General features: G+C 64.9%; 22 protein-coding genes. 6 read left to right on the top strand and 16 right to left on the bottom strand.

Annotated elements, in window-relative coordinates; genetic code table 11:
* Positions 1–46: 46 nt before the first annotated feature.
* Both AC0IPL_RS13675 and AC0IPL_RS13670 read left to right on the top strand, forming a co-directional pair.
* On the top strand, positions 47–2074 hold the full coding sequence (locus AC0IPL_RS13675) for an FAD-dependent oxidoreductase (protein WP_474275079.1): 2028 nt from the start codon (positions 47–49) through the stop codon (positions 2072–2074).
* A 134-nt stretch (positions 2075–2208) separates the two neighbouring features.
* Positions 2209–2769, top strand: coding sequence for a type 1 glutamine amidotransferase domain-containing protein (locus tag AC0IPL_RS13670; RefSeq protein ID WP_474275078.1), 561 nt, complete (start codon positions 2209–2211; stop codon positions 2767–2769).
* A 56-nt stretch (positions 2770–2825) separates the two neighbouring features.
* On the opposite strand, the gene AC0IPL_RS13665 is transcribed toward AC0IPL_RS13670, so the two are convergent.
* Positions 2826–3170 carry an antibiotic biosynthesis monooxygenase family protein gene (locus tag AC0IPL_RS13665; RefSeq protein ID WP_474275077.1) on the bottom strand — a complete coding sequence of 115 codons (345 nt, stop codon included), beginning with the start codon at positions 3168–3170 and terminating at the stop codon, positions 2826–2828.
* Positions 3167–3502, bottom strand: coding sequence for an NIPSNAP family protein (locus AC0IPL_RS13660; protein ID WP_474275076.1), 336 nt, complete (start codon positions 3500–3502; stop codon positions 3167–3169). The genes AC0IPL_RS13665 and AC0IPL_RS13660 overlap by 4 nt, the downstream gene beginning before the upstream one ends.
* A gap of 222 nt (positions 3503–3724) precedes the next feature.
* Here AC0IPL_RS13660 and AC0IPL_RS13655 point away from each other — a divergent pair, with 222 nt between their 5' ends.
* Positions 3725–4636 carry a LysR family transcriptional regulator gene (locus AC0IPL_RS13655; RefSeq protein WP_474275075.1) on the top strand — a complete coding sequence of 304 codons (912 nt, stop codon included), beginning with the start codon at positions 3725–3727 and terminating at the stop codon, positions 4634–4636.
* 344 nt (positions 4637–4980) lie between these two features.
* On the opposite strand, the gene AC0IPL_RS13650 is transcribed toward AC0IPL_RS13655, so the two are convergent.
* The 4 genes from AC0IPL_RS13650 to AC0IPL_RS13635 are packed head-to-tail and all read right to left on the bottom strand — an operon-like array spanning position 4981 to position 7945.
* Entirely contained in the window at positions 4981–5934 is a 954-nt protein-coding gene (locus AC0IPL_RS13650; RefSeq protein ID WP_474275074.1) for an OmpA family protein, read from the bottom strand.
* Positions 5925–6497, bottom strand: a complete 573-nt coding sequence (locus tag AC0IPL_RS13645; RefSeq protein ID WP_474275073.1) for a peroxidase-related enzyme — start codon at positions 6495–6497, stop codon at positions 5925–5927. Before AC0IPL_RS13645 ends, AC0IPL_RS13650 begins: the two co-directional genes overlap by 10 nt.
* A gap of 3 nt (positions 6498–6500) precedes the next feature.
* Positions 6501–7226, bottom strand: a complete 726-nt coding sequence (locus tag AC0IPL_RS13640) for a GNAT family N-acetyltransferase (protein ID WP_474275072.1) — start codon at positions 7224–7226, stop codon at positions 6501–6503.
* Positions 7223–7945 carry a competence/damage-inducible protein A gene (locus AC0IPL_RS13635; protein ID WP_474275071.1) on the bottom strand — a complete coding sequence of 241 codons (723 nt, stop codon included), beginning with the start codon at positions 7943–7945 and terminating at the stop codon, positions 7223–7225. The genes AC0IPL_RS13640 and AC0IPL_RS13635 overlap by 4 nt, the downstream gene beginning before the upstream one ends.
* 48 nt (positions 7946–7993) lie before the next feature.
* On the opposite strand from AC0IPL_RS13635, the gene sfsA reads away from it, so the two are divergent.
* Positions 7994–8698 (top strand): DNA/RNA nuclease SfsA, encoded by a 705-nt coding sequence (sfsA, locus tag AC0IPL_RS13630; protein WP_474275070.1) that lies wholly within the window; start codon positions 7994–7996, stop codon positions 8696–8698.
* Between the two features lie 40 nt (positions 8699–8738).
* On the opposite strand, the gene AC0IPL_RS13625 is transcribed toward sfsA, so the two are convergent.
* Entirely contained in the window at positions 8739–9626 is an 888-nt protein-coding gene (locus AC0IPL_RS13625; RefSeq protein WP_474275069.1) for a mechanosensitive ion channel family protein, read from the bottom strand.
* 155 nt (positions 9627–9781) lie between these two features.
* Between AC0IPL_RS13625 and map the strand changes: the two genes are divergently transcribed.
* Complete coding sequence (gene map, locus AC0IPL_RS13620) at positions 9782–10591, top strand: type I methionyl aminopeptidase (RefSeq protein ID WP_474275068.1); 810 nt, start codon at positions 9782–9784, stop codon at positions 10589–10591.
* A 103-nt stretch (positions 10592–10694) separates the two neighbouring features.
* Here map and AC0IPL_RS13615 read toward each other — a convergent pair whose 3' ends face one another.
* Genes AC0IPL_RS13615 through AC0IPL_RS13605 form a run of 3 tightly spaced genes read right to left on the bottom strand, consistent with a single transcriptional unit; the run spans position 10695 to position 13151 of the window.
* Positions 10695–11357 (bottom strand): HAD family hydrolase, encoded by a 663-nt coding sequence (locus AC0IPL_RS13615; protein WP_474275067.1) that lies wholly within the window; start codon positions 11355–11357, stop codon positions 10695–10697.
* 10 nt (positions 11358–11367) lie between these two features.
* Positions 11368–11943, bottom strand: coding sequence for a 16S rRNA (guanine(966)-N(2))-methyltransferase RsmD (gene rsmD / locus AC0IPL_RS13610; RefSeq protein ID WP_474275066.1), 576 nt, complete (start codon positions 11941–11943; stop codon positions 11368–11370).
* Complete coding sequence (locus AC0IPL_RS13605) at positions 11940–13151, bottom strand: NAD(P)/FAD-dependent oxidoreductase (protein WP_474275065.1); 1212 nt, start codon at positions 13149–13151, stop codon at positions 11940–11942. The genes rsmD and AC0IPL_RS13605 overlap by 4 nt, the downstream gene beginning before the upstream one ends.
* 95 nt (positions 13152–13246) lie before the next feature.
* Here AC0IPL_RS13605 and AC0IPL_RS13600 point away from each other — a divergent pair, with 95 nt between their 5' ends.
* The gene (locus AC0IPL_RS13600; RefSeq protein WP_474275064.1) at positions 13247–13735 is read left to right on the top strand and encodes a redoxin family protein; all 489 of its coding nucleotides are present in this window, start codon (positions 13247–13249) and stop codon (positions 13733–13735) included.
* A 162-nt stretch (positions 13736–13897) separates the two neighbouring features.
* On the opposite strand, the gene AC0IPL_RS13595 is transcribed toward AC0IPL_RS13600, so the two are convergent.
* The 6 genes from AC0IPL_RS13595 to AC0IPL_RS13570 form a co-directional block, all read right to left on the bottom strand.
* A complete protein-coding gene (locus AC0IPL_RS13595) occupies positions 13898–14206 on the bottom strand; it encodes a 4a-hydroxytetrahydrobiopterin dehydratase (RefSeq protein ID WP_474275063.1) in 309 nt (102 codons plus the stop codon).
* Complete coding sequence (locus AC0IPL_RS13590) at positions 14203–15390, bottom strand: GNAT family N-acetyltransferase (protein ID WP_474275062.1); 1188 nt, start codon at positions 15388–15390, stop codon at positions 14203–14205. The genes AC0IPL_RS13595 and AC0IPL_RS13590 overlap by 4 nt, the downstream gene beginning before the upstream one ends.
* Before the next feature lie 48 nt (positions 15391–15438).
* Positions 15439–16212 (bottom strand): glycerophosphodiester phosphodiesterase family protein, encoded by a 774-nt coding sequence (locus AC0IPL_RS13585; RefSeq protein WP_474275061.1) that lies wholly within the window; start codon positions 16210–16212, stop codon positions 15439–15441.
* Positions 16209–16667, bottom strand: a complete 459-nt coding sequence (locus AC0IPL_RS13580; RefSeq protein ID WP_474275060.1) for a RidA family protein — start codon at positions 16665–16667, stop codon at positions 16209–16211. Before AC0IPL_RS13580 ends, AC0IPL_RS13585 begins: the two co-directional genes overlap by 4 nt.
* Positions 16668–16871: 204 nt before the next feature.
* Positions 16872–18176, bottom strand: a complete 1305-nt coding sequence (locus AC0IPL_RS13575; protein ID WP_474275059.1) for an HlyD family type I secretion periplasmic adaptor subunit — start codon at positions 18174–18176, stop codon at positions 16872–16874.
* A partial coding sequence (locus tag AC0IPL_RS13570; RefSeq protein ID WP_474275058.1) for an ATP-binding cassette domain-containing protein occupies positions 18173–18604 on the bottom strand: 432 nt, incomplete at its 5' end. The genes AC0IPL_RS13570 and AC0IPL_RS13575, both read right to left, overlap by 4 nt.

Raw genomic sequence — 18604 nt, 5'->3', positions numbered from 1 at the left:
GCGGCCCGGTTCACGATCCTTGCAGCAACTGCCAGGGAGAGTTCACATGACTGCGTACCCGAACATGCTTGCGCCGCTGGATCTCGGCTTTACCACGCTGAAGAACCGCGTATTGATGGGGTCGATGCACACCGGGCTGGAGGAAACCGGCGACTGGAACCGGGTGGCGGAGTTCTATGCCGCCCGCGCCCGCGGTAACGTGGCGCTGATGGTGACCGGCGGCATCGGTCCCAATCTGGAAGGCTCCGTGCTGCCCGGCGCCGCGATGATGACCTCAGCCAAGGACGTCGAAAACCACCGTATCGTGACCGATCGCGTGCATCAGGCGGGCGGCAAGATCGCCATGCAGATTCTGCACGCCGGGCGCTATGCCTATGGGCCGAAATGCGTGGGCCCCAGTCCGATCAAATCGCCCATCTCCCCGTTCCCGCCGCAAGAGCTGGACGAGGACGGGATCGAGAAGCAGATCGGCGACATCGTCAATGCCGCGCGCCTTGCGCAGGAGGCGGGCTACGACGGGGTCGAGATCATGGGCTCAGAGGGCTATTTCCTCAACCAGTTCCTGGTCACCCGCACCAACAAGCGTACCGACCGCTGGGGCGGATCCTACGAGAACCGCATGCGGCTGCCGGTCGAGGTCGTGCGCCGCACCCGCGAAGCCGTTGGCCGCGATTTCATCATCATCTACCGGCTGTCGATGATCGACCTGGTGCCCGAAGGCTCCACTCACGAGGAAGTCGTGCAGCTGGCGCAGGAGGTCGAGAAGGTCGGCGCCACCATCCTCAATACCGGCATCGGCTGGCACGAGGCCCGCATCCCGACCATCGCCACATCCGTGCCGCGCGCCGCCTTTGCCTGGGTGACGAAAAAGCTGATGGGCAAGGTGGGCATCCCCATCATCACCTCGAACCGCATCAACACGCCCGAAGTGGCCGAACAGGTGCTGGCGGAGGGCTGCGCCGACATGGTGTCGATGGCGCGGCCGATGCTGGCGGATGCGGATTTTGTTGCCAAGGCCGCCGCCGGTGAGGCCAGCCATATCGCGCCCTGCATCGCCTGCAACCAGGCTTGCCTGGACCACACGTTCAGCGGCAAGCTGACCTCCTGCCTGGTCAACCCCCGCGCCTGCCACGAAACCGAGCTGGTGATCGAACCAGCAGCGGCGCCTAAATCTGTCGCCATCGTCGGCGCAGGCCCGGCGGGCTTGGCCACCGCGCTGACGGCTGCGCAGCGGGGCCATCACGTCACCCTCTTCGACCGCGCAGAGGAGATCGGCGGCCAGCTTAACATGGCCAAACAGGTGCCGGGCAAAGAAGAATTCTGGGGGCTGGTCGATTGGTACCGGACCATGGTGGCGGACGCTGGCATCACGCTGGAGCTGGGCCGCGAAGTCTCTGCGGATGACCTGACGGGCTTTGACGAGGTGGTGATCGCCACCGGCGTCCTGCCGCGCGATCCCGCCATTCCGGGGCAGGATCGCGACAACGTGCTGAGCTATATCGACGTGCTGCGGCGCAAGAAGCCCGTCGGCAACAGGGTGGCGGTGATCGGTGCCGGCGGCATCGGCTTTGATGTCTCCGAGTTTCTGCTGGAGGAGGGCCACAGCCCCACCACCGACCTGCCCGCCTGGATGAAGGAATGGGGTGTCAGCGACCCGGCCGACCACCGCGCAGGGCTCGCGCCCGAGGGCCCGCAACCCGCCGCTCCCGCCCGCCATGTCACCCTGCTGCAGCGCAAGGCCGAACGCCACGGCAAACGGCTGGGCAAGACCACCGGCTGGATCCACCGCGCCACGCTCAAGATGAAGGACGTCGCGTTCATCGGCGGTGTAAACTACGAGCGGATCGACGACGAAGGCCTGCATGTCAGCTATGGCGAGGCGCGCGAGAACCCGACCGTCGTGCCCGCCGATACCATCGTGCTCTGTGCCGGGCAGGTCAGCGAACGCAGCCTTGCTGATGCTCTAACCGAACGCGGCATCACCGCCCATGTGATCGGCGGCGCTGACGTGGCGGCGGAGCTGGATGCCAAACGCGCCATCAACCAGGGCACACGGCTGGCCGCAGCCCTCTGATCTGCGGCCAAACGCCGCGCCTTTCCACTCGTGCTGCCGCGGCCCGGAACCCATCCGGGCCGCGGCGCATTTGTCCTGCGAGACCGCCGCCCACCGGGCGGTACGCGAGTCCCGCATGAGGAAAGGAACCTGACATGCCCAATATCTCAGATGCTAAGATTCTCATCATCACCACCCACGGATTCGAGCAGTCGGAACTGGAATTCCCGCGTGATCAGCTGCGCGTAAAGGGGGCCGAGGTCCATGTCGCCACCCTGGACGGCCAAGCGGCCAAGGGCTGGGAAGGCAGCGATTGGGGCCGTGAGGCCGAGGCCGACCTGAAAATCGCCGATGCCCAGGCCGATGGGTACGACGCGTTGGTGATCCCCGGCGGGCAGATCAACCCGGACCTCTTGCGGGTTGAGGACGATGTGATCCACCTGGTCAAGAAATTTCATGACAGCGGCAAGGTGATCGCCGCCGTCTGTCACGCCCCTTGGGTTCTCGCCGAGGCCGGCATCGCCAAGGGCCGCGACATGACATCGTACCATTCGATCAAGACCGACATCATCAATGCCGGCGCCAACTGGAAAGACGCAGAGGTGGTGGCGGATCAAGGCATCGTCACCAGTCGCCAGCCCGAGGATCTGAAGGCATTCGTGTCCAAGATCACCGAAGAGATCGAAGAAGGCACGCACGACCGCGCCAAGGCCTGACCGGGCGGCCCCAACCTGCACCCTGCGTGTGGGTGGGGCTTGCCCAGGCGGTGGCCTCAGCCATGCGTCGCGCGGCTGTCGCGCGGCGCATGCAGCCGGTCCGTCATGCCGTAGTCGCGGATAACACCCGCCACCCGCAGCCGGTAGTCGGCAAACACCCCGGCCCGCCCCTTCGCTTGGGCGCCGCGATGCTCCGCCAACTGCCGCCAGCGCTGCACGGCCTCCTCGTCGCGCCAGAACGAGAGCGACAGCAGCTTGTGCGGCGCGGTCAGGCTCTGGAAGCGTTCGATCGACACAAAACCGTCGACCTCCTCCAGCAGCGGTCGCAGCGCGGCTGCGGTTTCCAGATAGGCATCAGCCTGCCCCTCAGCGATCTCCACTTCGAATATGACCGCAATCATGCTGTCCCCTCATTGTTGTTGCCATGCGGCGCCGACACCAGCCGCAACCACGTGCGGTCCTCGCGCCGCAAAAAACCCTCGCGCTGCGCAAAGTCGTAATTCTCCCGCCCCAAGGGGTCCGACGCCAGCCGCGCACGGTAGGCCTCGTAGTCCGCCAGACTCGCCACATTGTAAATCCCGTAAGCCAGCGTGGAGGAACCTTCATGCGGCGCGAAATACCCCACCAGATCCGCGCCGCAGCGCGGGATCGCCTGCCCCCAGTTGCGGGCATAGTGTTCAAACTGCGCCCGTTTGCACGGGTCGATGTGATACCGGATGATACATGTCAGCATTGTGCACGTTCCTGATGTTGCCTGGTCCTCCATCCCTAGCCTGTGCAACCCGCGGATTGTTTCGCTGCGCATCGAAGCATGAGCATCGCCGTTGCCGATACAGCCGTTTCCACAGCGCAAACGATCTTGGCAAAACCCCGCAATTATCCCACCCGCGCCCCGATCTTGCCCGATTCCGCGGTCAGGGTCGTTTCAACCCGAGGATGATGAGGACGCCGGATCATGGATCGACTGACCGAAATGGAGGCCTTTGCCAATGTGGTGGACCAAGGCGGTTTCACCGATGCGGCGCGCAAGATGGGGATCTCCAAGTCCGCCGTCTCCAAACATGTCTCCAGCCTCGAAGCCCGGCTTGGCGCGCGGCTTTTGAACCGAACCACCCGCCGGGTGTCGCCAACCGAGATCGGCCTTGCCTATTACGACCGCGCCCGCCGGGTGCTGAATGACGCAGGCGAAGCGGATGCGCTGGTCACCTCGATGCAGTCAGCGCCCTCCGGTCTGCTGCGGATCTCGGTGGCCACGGATTTCGGCGTCAACCACCTGTCGCCGGTGCTGTCGGACTTCCTGCGCGACTTTCCGGACATCACCGTGAACATGGTGCTGAACAACCGCTACGTGGAGCTGATCTCCGAAGGGTTCGACATGGCGGTGCGGATCGGCGAGCTGGAGGACAGCTCCCTGCGCGCCCGTAAGCTCACCGAGACAACCAAGCGCATGATCGCCTCCCCCGCCTATCTGGAGAAATTCGGCCGGCCGCAGAAGATCGACGAGCTGAACACTCACAAGCTGCTGCACTACTCCAGTCAGTCCAGCGGCAACGTGTGGAAGATCACCGCGCCCTCAGGCGAAAAACGCCAGGTGCGCACCTCCGGCTGGCTGTCGGTGAATGACGGCCAGTCGCTGCTGAATGCCGCGATTTCCGGCCTCGGCATCGCCTATCTGCCCAGCTACCTCTACGCCTCTGCGATGGCTGAGGGGCTGGTCGAGGACGTGATGCCCAGCCTGCCGGTGGAAACCCAAGGCATCTACGCGGTCTACCCGCCGGGCAAGTTCACCCAGCCCAAGGTGCGCGCCTTCATCGACTTCCTTGTGGCCGCCTTTGCCGACCGCGACCCAACAGAATGGCACACCTGATGCGGCACAGCCCGCAGCCGACCATGGATCCCTCGAAGACTTGCCCCCGCATCCGCTGCGGGGGCTTTTTTTTCTGTGAGGCGGCCGCCGCTGATCGCCGCAGCCCAACCGGGCGCTCCCGCCAGGTGCCGGAGCATGAGACATGCTCCGCGCCTGTCGGGCGAGGCTCGGCGCTGCCGCGCCGAGCCTCGCCCAACACCGCCAAGTGGTCCTGCCCCCGGCAGGGCAACTGCGGTGGCGGGAGCGCCCCGCCTCGCAGCACGCGTCCGGTCCCGAAAGCCGTGCAGTGAACACCGCCCTGCTGGCACCATCGCGGGCCAGATGCGCAGCGCAGCGCAGTCCCGTCACTCAGCCAGAAGTACCGCCTCGACCCGCCGATTGGCCAAACGCCCTTCTGCTGTCAGGTTGCTGGCGATCGGCGCCAGAAAGCCCGCGCCGGCGACATCGATCCGGGCGGCGTCGGCGCCCAACGTCTGCGTCAGCTGGTCCTTGACCGACTGCGCGCGGCGCTCGGAAATGCCGATGTTCTGCTGCTGGGAGCCGACCGTGTCGGTGTGGCCGACCAGCAGCACGCGGTACTGCGGATTGGCCTGTAGATAGTCGGCCAGTGCACGCAGGGTGGCATAATCCCCCTCCTGCAACCGGGTCGACCCACTCTGGAACTGCAAATCCGTCAGCACCGCGTGGCCGCGCACGTTCAGAACCTTGGCCAGTTCCACCGGGCGGACTGCAACAGCAGGCTCTGCCACCTGCTTTGCCACCGCGGGCGCGGCCTCCCGCGGCTGCACCGCGATCATCTGCACATAGGCCGCTCCCGCAGCCCGCGAGACCAGCAGTGAGACTGCCTCCTCCCCGCGGCTGGCCGACAGAAAGTGATAAGCCGAGATATCCACCATCATGTCCGGGGCCGGCACCACCTCGATACCAAAGCGGAAATCGAAGCCGCCACAATCGCGGGCCGCGCAGTCCAGTCGGATCTCATAGTCCTGCGCCAGAAGCTGCGTTCGCAGCGGCAGCAGGATCTCGAGCGCGCTGCCCACAGGCGGCAGTCGCCAGGTCCGGCGGGCAATCCGCCCCTCGAACGGCTGCGCGGGCACCCGGTCCGCGCGTTCGGGACCGGTCGGCAGCTGATAGACCCCCAATGCCGTGTCGCGCTGTGACAGCGGCTCGGCGTCGACGGGCAAGGTCAGCTCTGCCGCCACCAATCGCGCAGGCGACAGTAACAACACGAGCGCGACGCCCACGGCCAGCCGACCAAGGCCGGTGGCAAGGTCGCAAACACGGGAAGTCAGCGGCACTGCCCGTGATACTCCGGATTGGGGACCATCGCGGTGGCGCTGGCGACACGGTTCGACATGTTGAAAAAGCCAGTCACATTGGCAATGTCCCAGATGTCGCGGTCGGTGAACCCGGCATCGCGCAGGCGCTGCCGGTCGTCTTCCTCGATCTCGGCGCTGGCCGTGGTCATCTTGGCCGCAAAGTCCAGCATCAGCCGCTGCCGGGGCTCCAGCGGTGCGACCCGGTAATTCATCACCAGCATCTCACCCAGTTGCGGGTCGCTCGACAGCTGCCGCACTGCGGCACCATGGGCCACCAGGCAATAGAAACAGCGGTTGATCGAGGAGACCACCACCGCAATCATCTCCCGCTCCAGCTTGCTGAGGCCGCTGTCGGCCAGCATCAGATCGTTGTACATCGCGGTAAAGGCATTCAGCTTGTCGATGTCAAACGCGTTGGCTTTCAGCACATTGGGCACGAACCCCAACTTTTCGACGCAGATGTCGAAATACTTCTGCGTCTGCGGCGGCAGCGGGTCCACCATCGGCAGGTCGAGCGCGGTGGGCTGGGTCTGGTCCGTCATCGTTCAATCGCCTTCTTGCAAAATCCGGTAGTGATACTGTCCCGCAAGCGCCATCCCGAGGGAAGCGTAAAGCCCGTTGGCGCCTGCGTTACGTTTCGTGCACAGCACCGCCATCTCCCCGGCGCCCTGCTCCTGCGCCCAGAAAGCCGCCTGCCGCATCATCCATGCCCCCATGCCAGCCCGGCGCTGATGCGGCAGGATTTCCAAAGCATGGACCATGGCCGCACCGTCGTGAACGGCAGCAAAGCCAGTCCCCGCGGGCTTGTCCCGGTGGCGCGCCAGGAGGCTGGTTTTGGGCCCCTCGGCCCGCTCCATCACCGCCAAACGCTCAGGCCCGATGCCGGCTTGCGCCCAGATCTCGCGCTGGATCGCCAAGGGCTCCCACAGGCAGAAAGCTGTTACCGGCGGCACCGGCGTACCGGTCAGCTGCGAGACTGGACAAACCCACAGGTTCACCGGATCCTTCACCGCATAGCCGCGCGCCGCCAGCTGCGCGTCAAGCTCCGCCTCGCCGTCGCGGATCATGAACAGGCAGTCTTGCTCCATAGCGCGCATCGCGTCTTCGGCGGCAGTAATCTCCGCCTCCGTGGCCGCGCCCTCCACCGTGGCCGCCGACACCCGGCTGCCGCCGCCCAACCCCTTGCGCAGGGTCACGGGACCAAGCTGCCAAAGCGCGGCGGGCGGCCAGGTAGCCTCTGTCACTGCGTAAAAGCGCGGATCGGTGGTCACTGCCCCAGCTCCCGGGCGAGGTCGGTCATCGCCGCGTCGATGCGGGCACCGTCATGGCCCCGGATCACGATGTTGGCGCCAAACACGCCGTCTTTCTGAAACGGGTAGCAGCCCACCGTGAGGTCATCATAGGTCTCAGCCAGCTGGCGCAGCGGTTCGGCAATTTCGCCCTCGCCGCGTTGCACCCGCAGGGTCTGCGACAGCATCGGCTGCCCACCGGTCAGGGTCGGCATCACGCTGGCCACCATCGCCTGAAAGATCATCGGCACCCCGGCCATCACATGCACGTTGCCCAGGGTGAAACCGGGCGCGGCCGAAACCGGGTTGTCGATCAGCTCCGCACCTTCGGGAATGCGCGCCATCCGCAGCCGGGCGTCGTTCAGCTCCAGCCCCTGGGTGTCGTAATGAGCCTGGAGGATCGCTCGGGCATCCGCCCGCACATCCAGATAGGCGTCAAAGGCCCGCGCGATACAGTCGGCGGTGATGTCGTCATGGGTCGGCCCGATGCCGCCGCTGGTGAAGACATGATCATACGCAGCCGACAGCGCCTGCACCGCCGCCACGATCGCTGCGTCATCGTCGCTCACGATGCGCACTTCCTTCAGGTCGATGCCGTGTTTGGTCAGCTCCCCGGCCAGGTAATGCATGTTGGCATCACGGGTTCGGCCTGACAGGATTTCATCCCCGATGACCAGCATGGCTGCCGTTGGATTGGGCATGTTCTTCCTCCCTTGATACCGCGTCATGGCAGGTATAGGCCCGAAGACATGCGCTTTGAAACCCCTCTGATCCCCGCCGTGCTGATCCGACGCTACAAACGCTTTCTTGCCGATTGCCGGCTGGAGGACGGCCGCGAGGTGACCGCCCATTGTGCCAACCCCGGCAGCATGATGGGGCTGGCGGAGCCGGGCATGCGGATCTGGCTGGAACCCAATGACGACCCGAAGAAAAAGCTGAAATTCGGCTGGCGGCTGGTGGAGCACGCGGGCGGCCACTTCACCGGCGTCGACACCTCGGTGCCGAACCGCGCCTTGCGCACCGCACTGGAGGCGGGAGAGATCGACGCGCTTGCCGCCTATAGAACCGTGCGGCCGGAGGTGAAATACGGCGAAAAAAGCCGCATTGATTTCCTGCTGACGCAGCCCGGCCTGCCGGATTGCTATGTCGAGGTCAAAAGCGTCACCCTGTCACGCCAGCCGGGCCTTGCGGAGTTCCCCGACAGCGTCACCGCCCGTGGCACCAAACATCTGGACGAGTTGTCCCGAATGGTGGCGCAGGGCCACCGCGCCGTGATGCTATACCTAGTGCAACGCACCGACTGCACCAGGTTCCAGCTGGCCGCCGACATTGACCCTGCCTATGCAGCGGCTTTCGATGCGGCGCAGACCGCTGGTGTCGAACGACTGGTTCTCGGCACCACGATCTCCCCCCAAGGGGTCAAGGTCGACGCGCCCTTCGCCGCAGACACATGACGGCGAAGGGCGCGGCCCCGGCCTGCGATCGCGGACGGCCTCAGGCGGCCTTGGTGGCCTGATCGTCCCCGGCGTCCCGGTCGGCATGCACAATGGTGCGTGTGGGGAACGGAATATCCACCCCGGCCGCATCCAGCGCCTCTTTCACCTTGCGCTTCATGTCGGCCTGATACTGAAAGTAATCCGCCGCATCGACCCAGACCCGTACCAGGAAATCAACCGAGCTGCTGTTCAGCTCATTCACCTGAATGAACGGTTCCGGGTCGCTGTGCGAGCGGCTGTCACCCATGATGGTGTCTCGGATCACCCGCTCTGCCACTGCCAGATCGGCCCCGTAGCCCACACCAAAATTCCATTCCGCCCGGCGGGTGGGAAACGACGAATAATTGGTGATGGTGTTGCCCCAGACCTCTGAATTGGGAATGATCACCTTCACATTGCCAAGGTTGGCGATGACCGTGTTGTTGAGGTTGATGTCCTTCACCGTCCCCATTTCACCATCCACCTCGATGAAATCGCCCAAGTTGAAGGGGCGGAACAGGATGATCATCACCCCGGCGGCGACATTTGACAGCGCCCCCTGCATCGCCAGCCCGATGGCAAGCCCCGCAGCACCGATGGCCGCAATGATCGAGGTCGTTTTCACCCCAAAGGTGTTGAGCACGAACAGTATGGCAAAGCCCAGCACCGCATAGCGTGCCACGTTGCCCAAAAAATGGAAAAGGGTCACGTCGAACCTGGCGTGGGAGTCGCCAACCGAAACGATCCGGCGCTTGACCCAGCCCGCGACGATGAACCCGGCGATCAGGATGATGACCGCGGCGACGACACTGCCCAGCACCTCGGCGAGAAATTCCAGCGTCACCAGATCGGCCAGGGCTTTGCCGCCGTAAATTTCAGTCTGCATCAGGTCAGTGATCCCATCCATGCTGTCGTCTTCCTCCGTGGCGATAATACAATCGTATTGCGGCACAACTCGGAAGCCTGCGAAAAAGTTCCCGACTGCCGCCACCGCCCCCTCTGGCCCTTTTGCCGCGAACCCCTTACATAGCTAGGCAAAGACATCCGATGGAGCTCCGCCTGATGAGATCGAAAGACGGCCGCACGACCAAGGACGGCATCCGCATTCACGAGCCCGGCGATTTCGTCGGCATGCACAAGGCCGGCGCCCTGGCTGCGCGCATCCTCGATGACATTGCCGCCCATGTGTTCCCCGGCCAGACGACCGGCGAGATCGACCGGCTCATCACCCAGATGGTCGAGGATGCGGGCGCCAAATCCGCCACCATCGGCTACAAGGGATATCAGCACGCCAGCTGCATCTCAGTGAACCACGTGGTCTGCCACGGCATCCCCGGCGACAAGAAGCTGAAGGATGGCGACATTCTGAACATCGATGTCACCGTGATCGTCGATGGCTGGTTTGGCGATAATTCCCGCATGTATGTGGCGGGCAAGCTGTCGCGCAAGGCCGAGCGGCTGATCCAGGTCACCCATGATGCGCTGATGAAGGGGATCGAGGCGGCCAAGCCCGGCAACACCTTCGGCGACATCGGCCATGCGATCCAGTCCTACGCGGAAGGCCAGCGGATGAGCGTCGTGCGCGACTTCTGCGGTCACGGGCTGGGCCAGGTGTTCCACGCGCCGCCCAACGTGCTGCACTATGGCCGCCCGGGCACCGGGCCGATGCTGGAAGAGGGCATGTTCTTTACCATCGAGCCGATGATCAACCTGGGCCGCCCGGAAACCAAGATCCTGGCCGACGACTGGACCGCCGTCACCCGCGACAAATCTCTGTCGGCGCAATTCGAGCACTCCATTGGCATCACCGCGGACGGGGCAGAGATCTTTACCTTGTCGCCAGCCGGGAAATTCCATCCGACCTACGGCTAGGCTGCGGCGATTGAGGCGGGGGCCAGCCCCCGCACTCCCGGAGTATTTGCGACCAGAAAGAAACCCAGCCGTGCGAAAACGCTCGCGCGGTGCCGCAGCTGCGTCAGAGTGACAGCAACGCGGGCACCTCGGCCATGTCGGCGAACACCTCGCCTCCCAGCCTTTCCAATCGGGTGCCGTCGCCATGGGGGGCATAGGCCAGGCAGCGCATGCCCGCACGCTGCGCTGCCGTAACACCGCTGGCGCTGTCCTCGATGACCAGGCAGTCGCGCGCCTGCACACCAAAATGACTGGCTGCTGCCAGGAACAGCCCCGGCTCCGGCTTGGCAACCCCAAGGGCGTGGGCCGAAAACATCGCCTGCGGGTGGAACCGCTGCCACAGCCCGTTCTGGCCCAAGGTAATGCGCATCTTCTCCTCGCTGCCGTTGGAGGCAACGCAGGTCGGGATACCCTGCGCATCCAGTCGCGCCAGCAGATCGGTAGTGCCGGAGATCAGCGGCACGCCAGCCTTCAGCCGGGCATAGGTCTCGGCGTAGATTTCCGTGACCCAGTCCGCCGGCAGGTCGGCCCCCATGTGGCGCGCCTTTTGCATCACTCCGGCCATGGTGCCGCCGACAAAATGCGACATCGACTGTTCCAGCGTCAGCACCAGCCCGTGGCGGGCCAGATTGTCCACCAGCACCTGGTTGGACGGTCGCTCGCTGTCGACCAGCACGCCATCGCAGTCAAAGATCACCAGTTTCGGAGTCGGGTATGTCTCGGGCATTCGGATCACTTTACGCTTCAGGTGTCTGATCGGGCGGCGCGCGCCACATCAGCGTGATATGGGTATCGCCGTATTTGCGGCTGTCGTGCAGTGCAAAGCCTTCTGGCGCGGCCATCGGCGTGCTGTCCTCCCAGACCACCAGCGCATCCTGCGCAATCCAGCCGCCAGCCAGTGCCGCCGCCAGCGCCTTTTGCCCCAATCCCTTGCCATAGGGCGGGTCCAGGAACAGCAGATCATAAGGCGCCTGCGGGTTCTGACCAAGCTTCACCGCGTCGCGACGCGCCAGGGTGCAGCGGTCTTCGGCCCGGCAGATGCCGATGTTCTTGCGGATCAAACCACCGGACACGCGGCCATCATCAACAAACAGCACCTCTGCCGCACCGCGCGACAGCGCCTCCAGCCCCAGCGCGCCCGTGCCCGCAAAGAGATCAAGCACGCGCGCGCCAGGGATAGCACCAGTGTGCATCAGCACGTTGAACAGGCTTTCACGCACGCGGTCGGTGGTGGGCCGCAGATGCGCCCCCGCATCGCCCTTGCCCAGCGCCGCCAGCGCCCGACCGCGGAAGGCGCCCGCGATAATCCTCACGCTTTCAACAGCGGCTTCAGATCCGCTGCCGGGTTGGCCACCACGCCCTTGTCTGCGGTTTTGCCCGCGTCGATCAGGCGTTTGGCCACCATATAGGCGCGCGGATCATTCATCGCATCCACCGCCACCAGCTGGTCCCCCGCGTAGTACCAGAACGATGTCTGTCGCCCCGCGCCCTGGCGGGTAACCACATTGTCATAGCCGCTGTTCAGCCCGGCAATCTGCAATTTGACATCATACTGATCCGACCAGAACCAGGGCTGCGCCACGTAGTCGGTTTCCGCGCCCAGCATGTTGCTGGCCACCACCTCTGCCTGGTCGATGGCATTTGGCACGCTTTCCAGCCGGATCCGCTGGCCGCGGTAGGGAAAGGATGCACAGTCGCCCGCCGCCCAGACCGACGGGTCAGAGGTCCGCCCCTGCGCATCGACCCGGATGCCATTGTCCAGCGCCAGCCCGGCCTGTTCCGCCAGCTGCACCGACGGGGTGATGCCCACGCCAACCACGACGAAATCCACCTCCAGCACCGCGCCGCCGCTCAGCACGGCGCGCACCACCTTGCCACCCTCGCCCTCCAGCCGCTCAAGCCCGACACCTTCGCGGATGTCGACACCGTGGCTGGCATGCAGATTGCGAAAGTAGTCCGACGTCTCGGGCGCGGCCACCCGTTGCAGGATGCGCTCGGCCATTTCCACCAGCGTCACCTTGACGCCGCGCTTGGCGCAGACCGCGGCCGCCTCCAGACCGATGTAGCCGCCGCCGACGATCAGCGCCCGCGCGCCTTCGCGCACCTGCGGGGCCATCGCGTCCACATCGCCAAGGCCGCGCACCACATGCACGCCCTCCAGATCGCCGCCGATCGCGGCAGGCAGGCGACGCGGGTCCGAACCCGTGGTCAGCGCCAGCTGGTCATATCCGATCACCTCATCCCCCAGCGATACGGTCTTGGCAGCGGTATCAATACCGGTGACCCGCTGGCCCAGCTTCAGGGTGATAGAGTTGTCGGCATAAAAGCTGGCCGGGCGCAGGAACAGACGCTCCAGCTCCATCTCGCCCAACAGATAGGCCTTGGACAGCGGCGGGCGCTGATAGGGCAGCACGTCCTCGGCACCCACCAGCGTGATGTCACCGTCAAACCCATCCTTGCGCAGCTTCGCCACCAGCGAGGAGCCCGCCTGCCCTGCTCCGATCACGACGATATGGGACATCTCCGCTTGCCTCTCGCATTAGTTCCAGTCACGCTTTGGGCGGACCCTATCGAATGGGGCAACCGAAACGCAATCATGAGAAAGAGGAACCTGCCATGATTTCTGTTGGAGACCAACTGCCGGACGCCACCCTGACGCGGATCGGGGCGGACGGCCCAGAGCAGGTCCAGCTCGCCGACAAGGTGAAGGGGCGCAAGGTGGTGATCTTCGCGGTGCCCGGCGCCTTTACCAGCACCTGCCACACCGCCCATGTACCCAGCTTCATCCGTACCAAGGATCAATTTGCCGAGAAAGGCGTAGATGAGATCATCTGCCTGGCCGGCAACGACCCTTTCGTGATGTCGATCTGGGGCGACAACACCGGCGCGGCCGAGGCTGGCATCACCATGCTGTCCGACGCCGAATGCAAACTGACCGAGGCCCTGGGCATGCGCTTTGACGCCCCCGCCGCCGGTCTGATCGGTCGTTCGCTGCGCTATGCGATGCTGGTGGAAGACGGCGAGGTCAAAGTCCTGAACAAAGAAGAAAACCCCGGCCAGTGCGAGCTGTCGGCGGGCGAAGGCCTGCTGGAATCAATGGGCTGACCGCGGGCTGAAAACAGCGGCGGCGGCCCGGTCCGGACCGCCGCCAAAGCCCTAATATCAGGTTAAAAATCAGGTCAGAGACCATTCCCCAATGTTTCGCGCGCGAAACATCTGGTCAGTTATTCTGACCCGTTTTTTTCAGATCGAATTCACCGGCCGGGCTCAGTCCTGCGGCTCGCCAAACAGCCCGTCCATCTTGCGGGCCAGCTTGGCGTCCAGAGCGCTGATGCCATCAACATCATGGGTGGTCAGCACGACAGTCACCCGGTTGTAGACATTGCTCCATTCCGGGTGGTGGTTCCATTTCTCAGCCCAGATCGCGGCGCGGGTCATCCAGCCAAAAGCATCGGCAAAATTGCCAAACTTGAACGTCTTGGTGATCGCGTCGCGCCCTTCGACCATTTCCCAACCGGTGGCAAACAGCGGTTCCAGCAGCGGGCCACGGGTGGCGTCAGAGAGTTTTTCCGTCATTCTTGTTCCTCTATTTGCGCTTTGCGAAACGGACCGTATTCGGTGAGGATCTCGATCTCCTCGCCGACCGCGGCGCGCTCGGCCTCCAGATAGCGACCGACGGCCTCGGCAAAGCCCGGATCGGAGATCCAATGCAGGCTGTGGGTCTGACACGGCAGGTAGCCCCGTGCCAGCTTGTGTTCGCCCTGGGCACCGGCCTCGGCGCGCGTCAGCCCCAGGGCGATGGCCAATTCGATGGCCTGATAATAGCACAGTTCGAAATGCAGGCAGGGGTGATGTTCGCGGCACCCCCAGTAGCGGCCGAACAACGTGTCGCGGCCGATGAAATTCAGCGCGCCGGCCACCGGATCACCGTTGCGCTCGGCCAGGATCAGCGCCACATCACCGGCCATCTCGCGGTGCAGGATGTCAAAGAACGCCCGCGTCAGATAAGGCGAGCCCCATTTGCGCGCGCCGGTGTCCTGGTAGAATTCCCAGAAGGCATCCCAATGCGCAGGTTGCAGGCTGGCGCCACTGTAGACGTTGATCGCGCCGCCGAAACACTGGGCCTGCATCCGCTCCTTGCGGATGTTCTTGCGCTTGCGCGACGACAGGACGCGCAGGAAGGCCTCGAAATCGGCATAGCCATCGTTCTGCCAGTGAAACTGCTGGGTGGTGCGGCGCATCAAGCCCATTTCCTCGCCCAGGCGGGCCTCATCCTCGGTGCAGAAGGTTATGTGCAACGACGACAGAGTGTTGTTCTTGGCCAGCTGCACGGCCCCCTGCAACAGCGCTGAATGGCCGATGCCGTCAAAGCCGGGGCGCACGAGGAACCGCCGCCCGGTTGCAGGGGTGAAGGGCACCGCCACTTGCAGCTTGGGGTAATAGTGACCGCCCGCCTGCTCATAGGCGTGCGCCCAGTTGTGGTCGAACACATACTCGCCCTGGCTGTGGCCCTTGGCATAAAGCGGCGCGCAAGCGATCAGCTGCCCGTTGCGATAGGTGGTCAGGTATTGCGGCTGCCAACCGGTGCCCGGCCCGACCGAACCGCTGTCTTCCAGCGCCAGCAGAAATCGGTGCGTAGTGAAGGGGTCACGCGCCCGCCCGCCCTGCGCCGTCTCGGGGCAGGCGCAGGCGTCCCAGTCTGACGCCGGGATCTGCGTCAGTGATGGCAGCAGCTGAATGTCGATTTGCGCCTGATCCATGGCTTTCCTCCGCACCGCCCCTTTGATGTGGGGTGTGACCCTGACCAATCAAGATGTTAGCGGTGGCAGATACCCTTCAAACGTCACGTTGTCGGCGAAGGCCCGCGCGGCGAGGTCCTCAGCCGGAGAGGTCACTGTCCAGCACAGAACGGGCACGCCCTGATCGCGCATCCGCTGCACCAGCGGGCGGCCCAGGTCGCTGGCCTCGTGGCTGATGAAACTGCTGTGGCTGCTGGCAAAATCCGGGATGCCGCGCAGGTGGTTACAGGTGTTCCCGGGCAGCTCGGGCCATTCCTGCGGATCATAGGCGCTGGTCACCAGGCCGCGTGCGAGGCCAGGCGACAGCCGCGCCATCGCCGACACAGAATGCGGATTGAAGGACATCAGCGCCACCGGCCCGCCGTAGCCTTGCAACGCCGCAGCGGCGGCCTGCTCCAGCCGCCCGTCCCCCTGCCCCATCTGTCCGTGCTGGTCCTTCAGCTCGATCAGCAAAGGCACCCGACCGGCCACCAAGGCCAAAACCTCTGCCAAATCCGGGATGCCTTCGCCATCACCGCCAATCAGCGGCGTGGCGCGCAGCTGCTCGCGGCTTTGGGCCCGGACCGGACCGGTGGCCTGCGCCAGCCGGTCCAGCGCATCATCGTGGAAAACCATGGCGCAGCCGTCGGCCGACAGTTGCAGGTCAATCTCGATACCATAACCGGCGGCAAGCGCGGCACGAATGGCGGCACGGCTGTTCTCCGGACGCCCCGCCGCCACATCGTGCAGGGCACGATGGGCCAGCGGCACGGCCAGGAACTCAAGCGGCAGGGCGGGTGTCATCGGATCTGGAAGACGCCGTCGATTTCCACCGCAACGCCCATCGGCAACGAAGGGCAGCTGACGGCAGAGCGTGCGTGACGGCCAATGTCGCCCAAGGCCTCGACCAGAAAATCGGAGGCACCGTTCACCACCTGTGGCTGTTCGGTGAAATCGGCCGTCGAATTCACGAAGGCGCCCAGTTTGACCACCCGCACCAGCCGCTCCAGATCACCGTCGCAGGCTGCCTTCAGCTGGGCCAACAGGGCAATGGCGCAGCGCTTCGCCGCCGCCTGGCCCGCCGCGACGTCCAGATCGTCGCCCAGCGTGCCTGTGATCAGCCCGTTTTCATCAGCCGAGATCTGCCCCGAGATATAGACCATATCGCCGCTGACCACGTAAGGTACGTAGTTTGCCGCCGGGGCGGGGGCGTCGGGCAGGCTCACGCCCAGGTCTTTCAGCTTTGCTTCGATGCTCATGGTCGAAATCCTCCGGTTCATTGCTGGCCGGACGCTACCCGCCAAGTCCGACGTCGAAAAGAGCAAATGCGCAGCGCCGACGCTGCTTTGCGCCCGCCCGGCACATTCCAGCGGCAACACCGGGCAAGACCATTCCACGCCAAGAGGAACCACCACAGGTCCCGCGTTACCCGCGCCGAACACCGGGTGGGGTTCCAGCGCTGTTCAGCTTTCGCGGAAGGCCTTGTTGAAATAATCGGCCAGCGGCTTGACCAGATAGGCCAGTGGGGAACGTTCGGCGGTGCGGATGTAGCTTTCCACCGGCATGCCGGGGATCAGCACCGTGCCCGCCGGGAGGCGGCCGCGCTCGCCGGGGTTCAGCTCGATCTCGGCCCGGTAATAAGAGACCCCGCTGCCCTGGTCCTCAAACGCATCTGCGGACACCTGGGTGACATGGCCGAACAGCTCCGGCGTCGAGCGTTGGTCCAGCGCCGAGAAGCGCAGCGTCACCTGCTGGCCAGTGAACAGCTGGTCAATGTCGGTCGGCGCCACCTGCGCCGCTATCACCAGCGGCCGGTCCTGCGGCACCAGATACAGCACCGGGTCCGCCGCGCGGATCACCGAGCGCGGTGTCTGCACCTGCAGCCCGTAAACGATGCCCGAGACCGGCGCGGTGATGTCCAGCCGCTCCAGACGCTGGCGCAGCGAGCGCCGGGTCTCGGCCAGCTCCAGCTCCTGATAGCGCAGGTCGCGCAGCCGGGTGATTGCCTGTTCGCGACGGTCGCTGTCGAGTTTCAGGATCTGGATGTCGATCTCGGTGATGCGGCCCTCGGCCTGCGCCTCGGAGGCAACCAGCTCGCCCAGCTGGCCATCCAGATTGGCCTGGGTGCGGCGCAGGTTCAGCACGGTTGTCGCCTGCGCCAGACCGCGATCCAGCAGCGACTGCTGGTTGCCCAGTTCCTCCTCGATCAGCGTCAGTTGCAGCTCCATCGAGTTCTGCTGCGCCTGGATACCGCGGATCTGCTCTTCGATCTGCCCGCGGCGTTTCTCCAGCTGGTCGATCTCCCGGGCGGTGGTTTCCTTGCGCGCCTGGAACAGGCGGCGCTGGCCTTCGACCAGATCCATGACGTCCGGCTGGGTCTCCGCCGCTGCCAGCAGCTCCGGCTCAAAGGTGATCTGCGCCGCCTCGTCGCGCTCTGCCTCCAGCCGCCCGCGGCGTGCCATCAATTCGAACAACTGGCCTTCGACGATGACCAGCTGCGAGGCGAGCCCGGTCGCGTCGAGCCGGATCAGCGTGTCGCCCTCGGCCACGGTGTCGCCCTCGTCGACCAGAATCTCGGCCACGATGCCGCCGTCCAGATGCTGCACCACCTGACGGTTGCGGTCGACCTCGATGCGCCCCGAGGCCACCACCGCGCCGGAAATCGACGACATCACGGACCAGGTGCCAAAGCCGCCGACCAGCACCAGCAGGGTCAGCAGCCCCAAGATCAGCGGCCGCCGCGCGGACCATTGGTTTGCGGGGGTCATCGCACACCTCCGGTGCCGGTGGACTGGCGGATGTTCTGATGGTTGGCGACCATTTCCTGCAACACCTTGTCTTTGGGGCCAAAGGCCGTCTGGGTGCCCTGATCGACCACCAGCAGCATGTCGCATTCCTGAATTGCCGCCGGACGGTGCGCCATGATCAGTACCGAGCGCCCCTCGGCCTTGATCTGCTTGATCGCTTGGTTCAGCGCGATCGAGCCTTCGTTGTCGAGGTTCGAGTTGGGTTCGTCCAGGATCACGATCACCGGATCGTCGTAGAGCGCCCGCGCCAGGCCCACCCGCTGCATCTGCCCGCCCGACAGCCGCCCCCCGGAAGCGGTGACGCGGGTGTCATAGCCCTCGGGCAGTTTCAGGATCATCTCATGCGCGGCGGCCTTGCGCGCGGCGGCGACCACCTTTTCGGGATCGGG

It is taken from the genome of Leisingera sp. SA32 (assembly GCF_056033425.1).
Note: the sequence above shows the minus strand (reverse complement) of the source record. Positions and strands in the feature narration are given on the sequence as shown.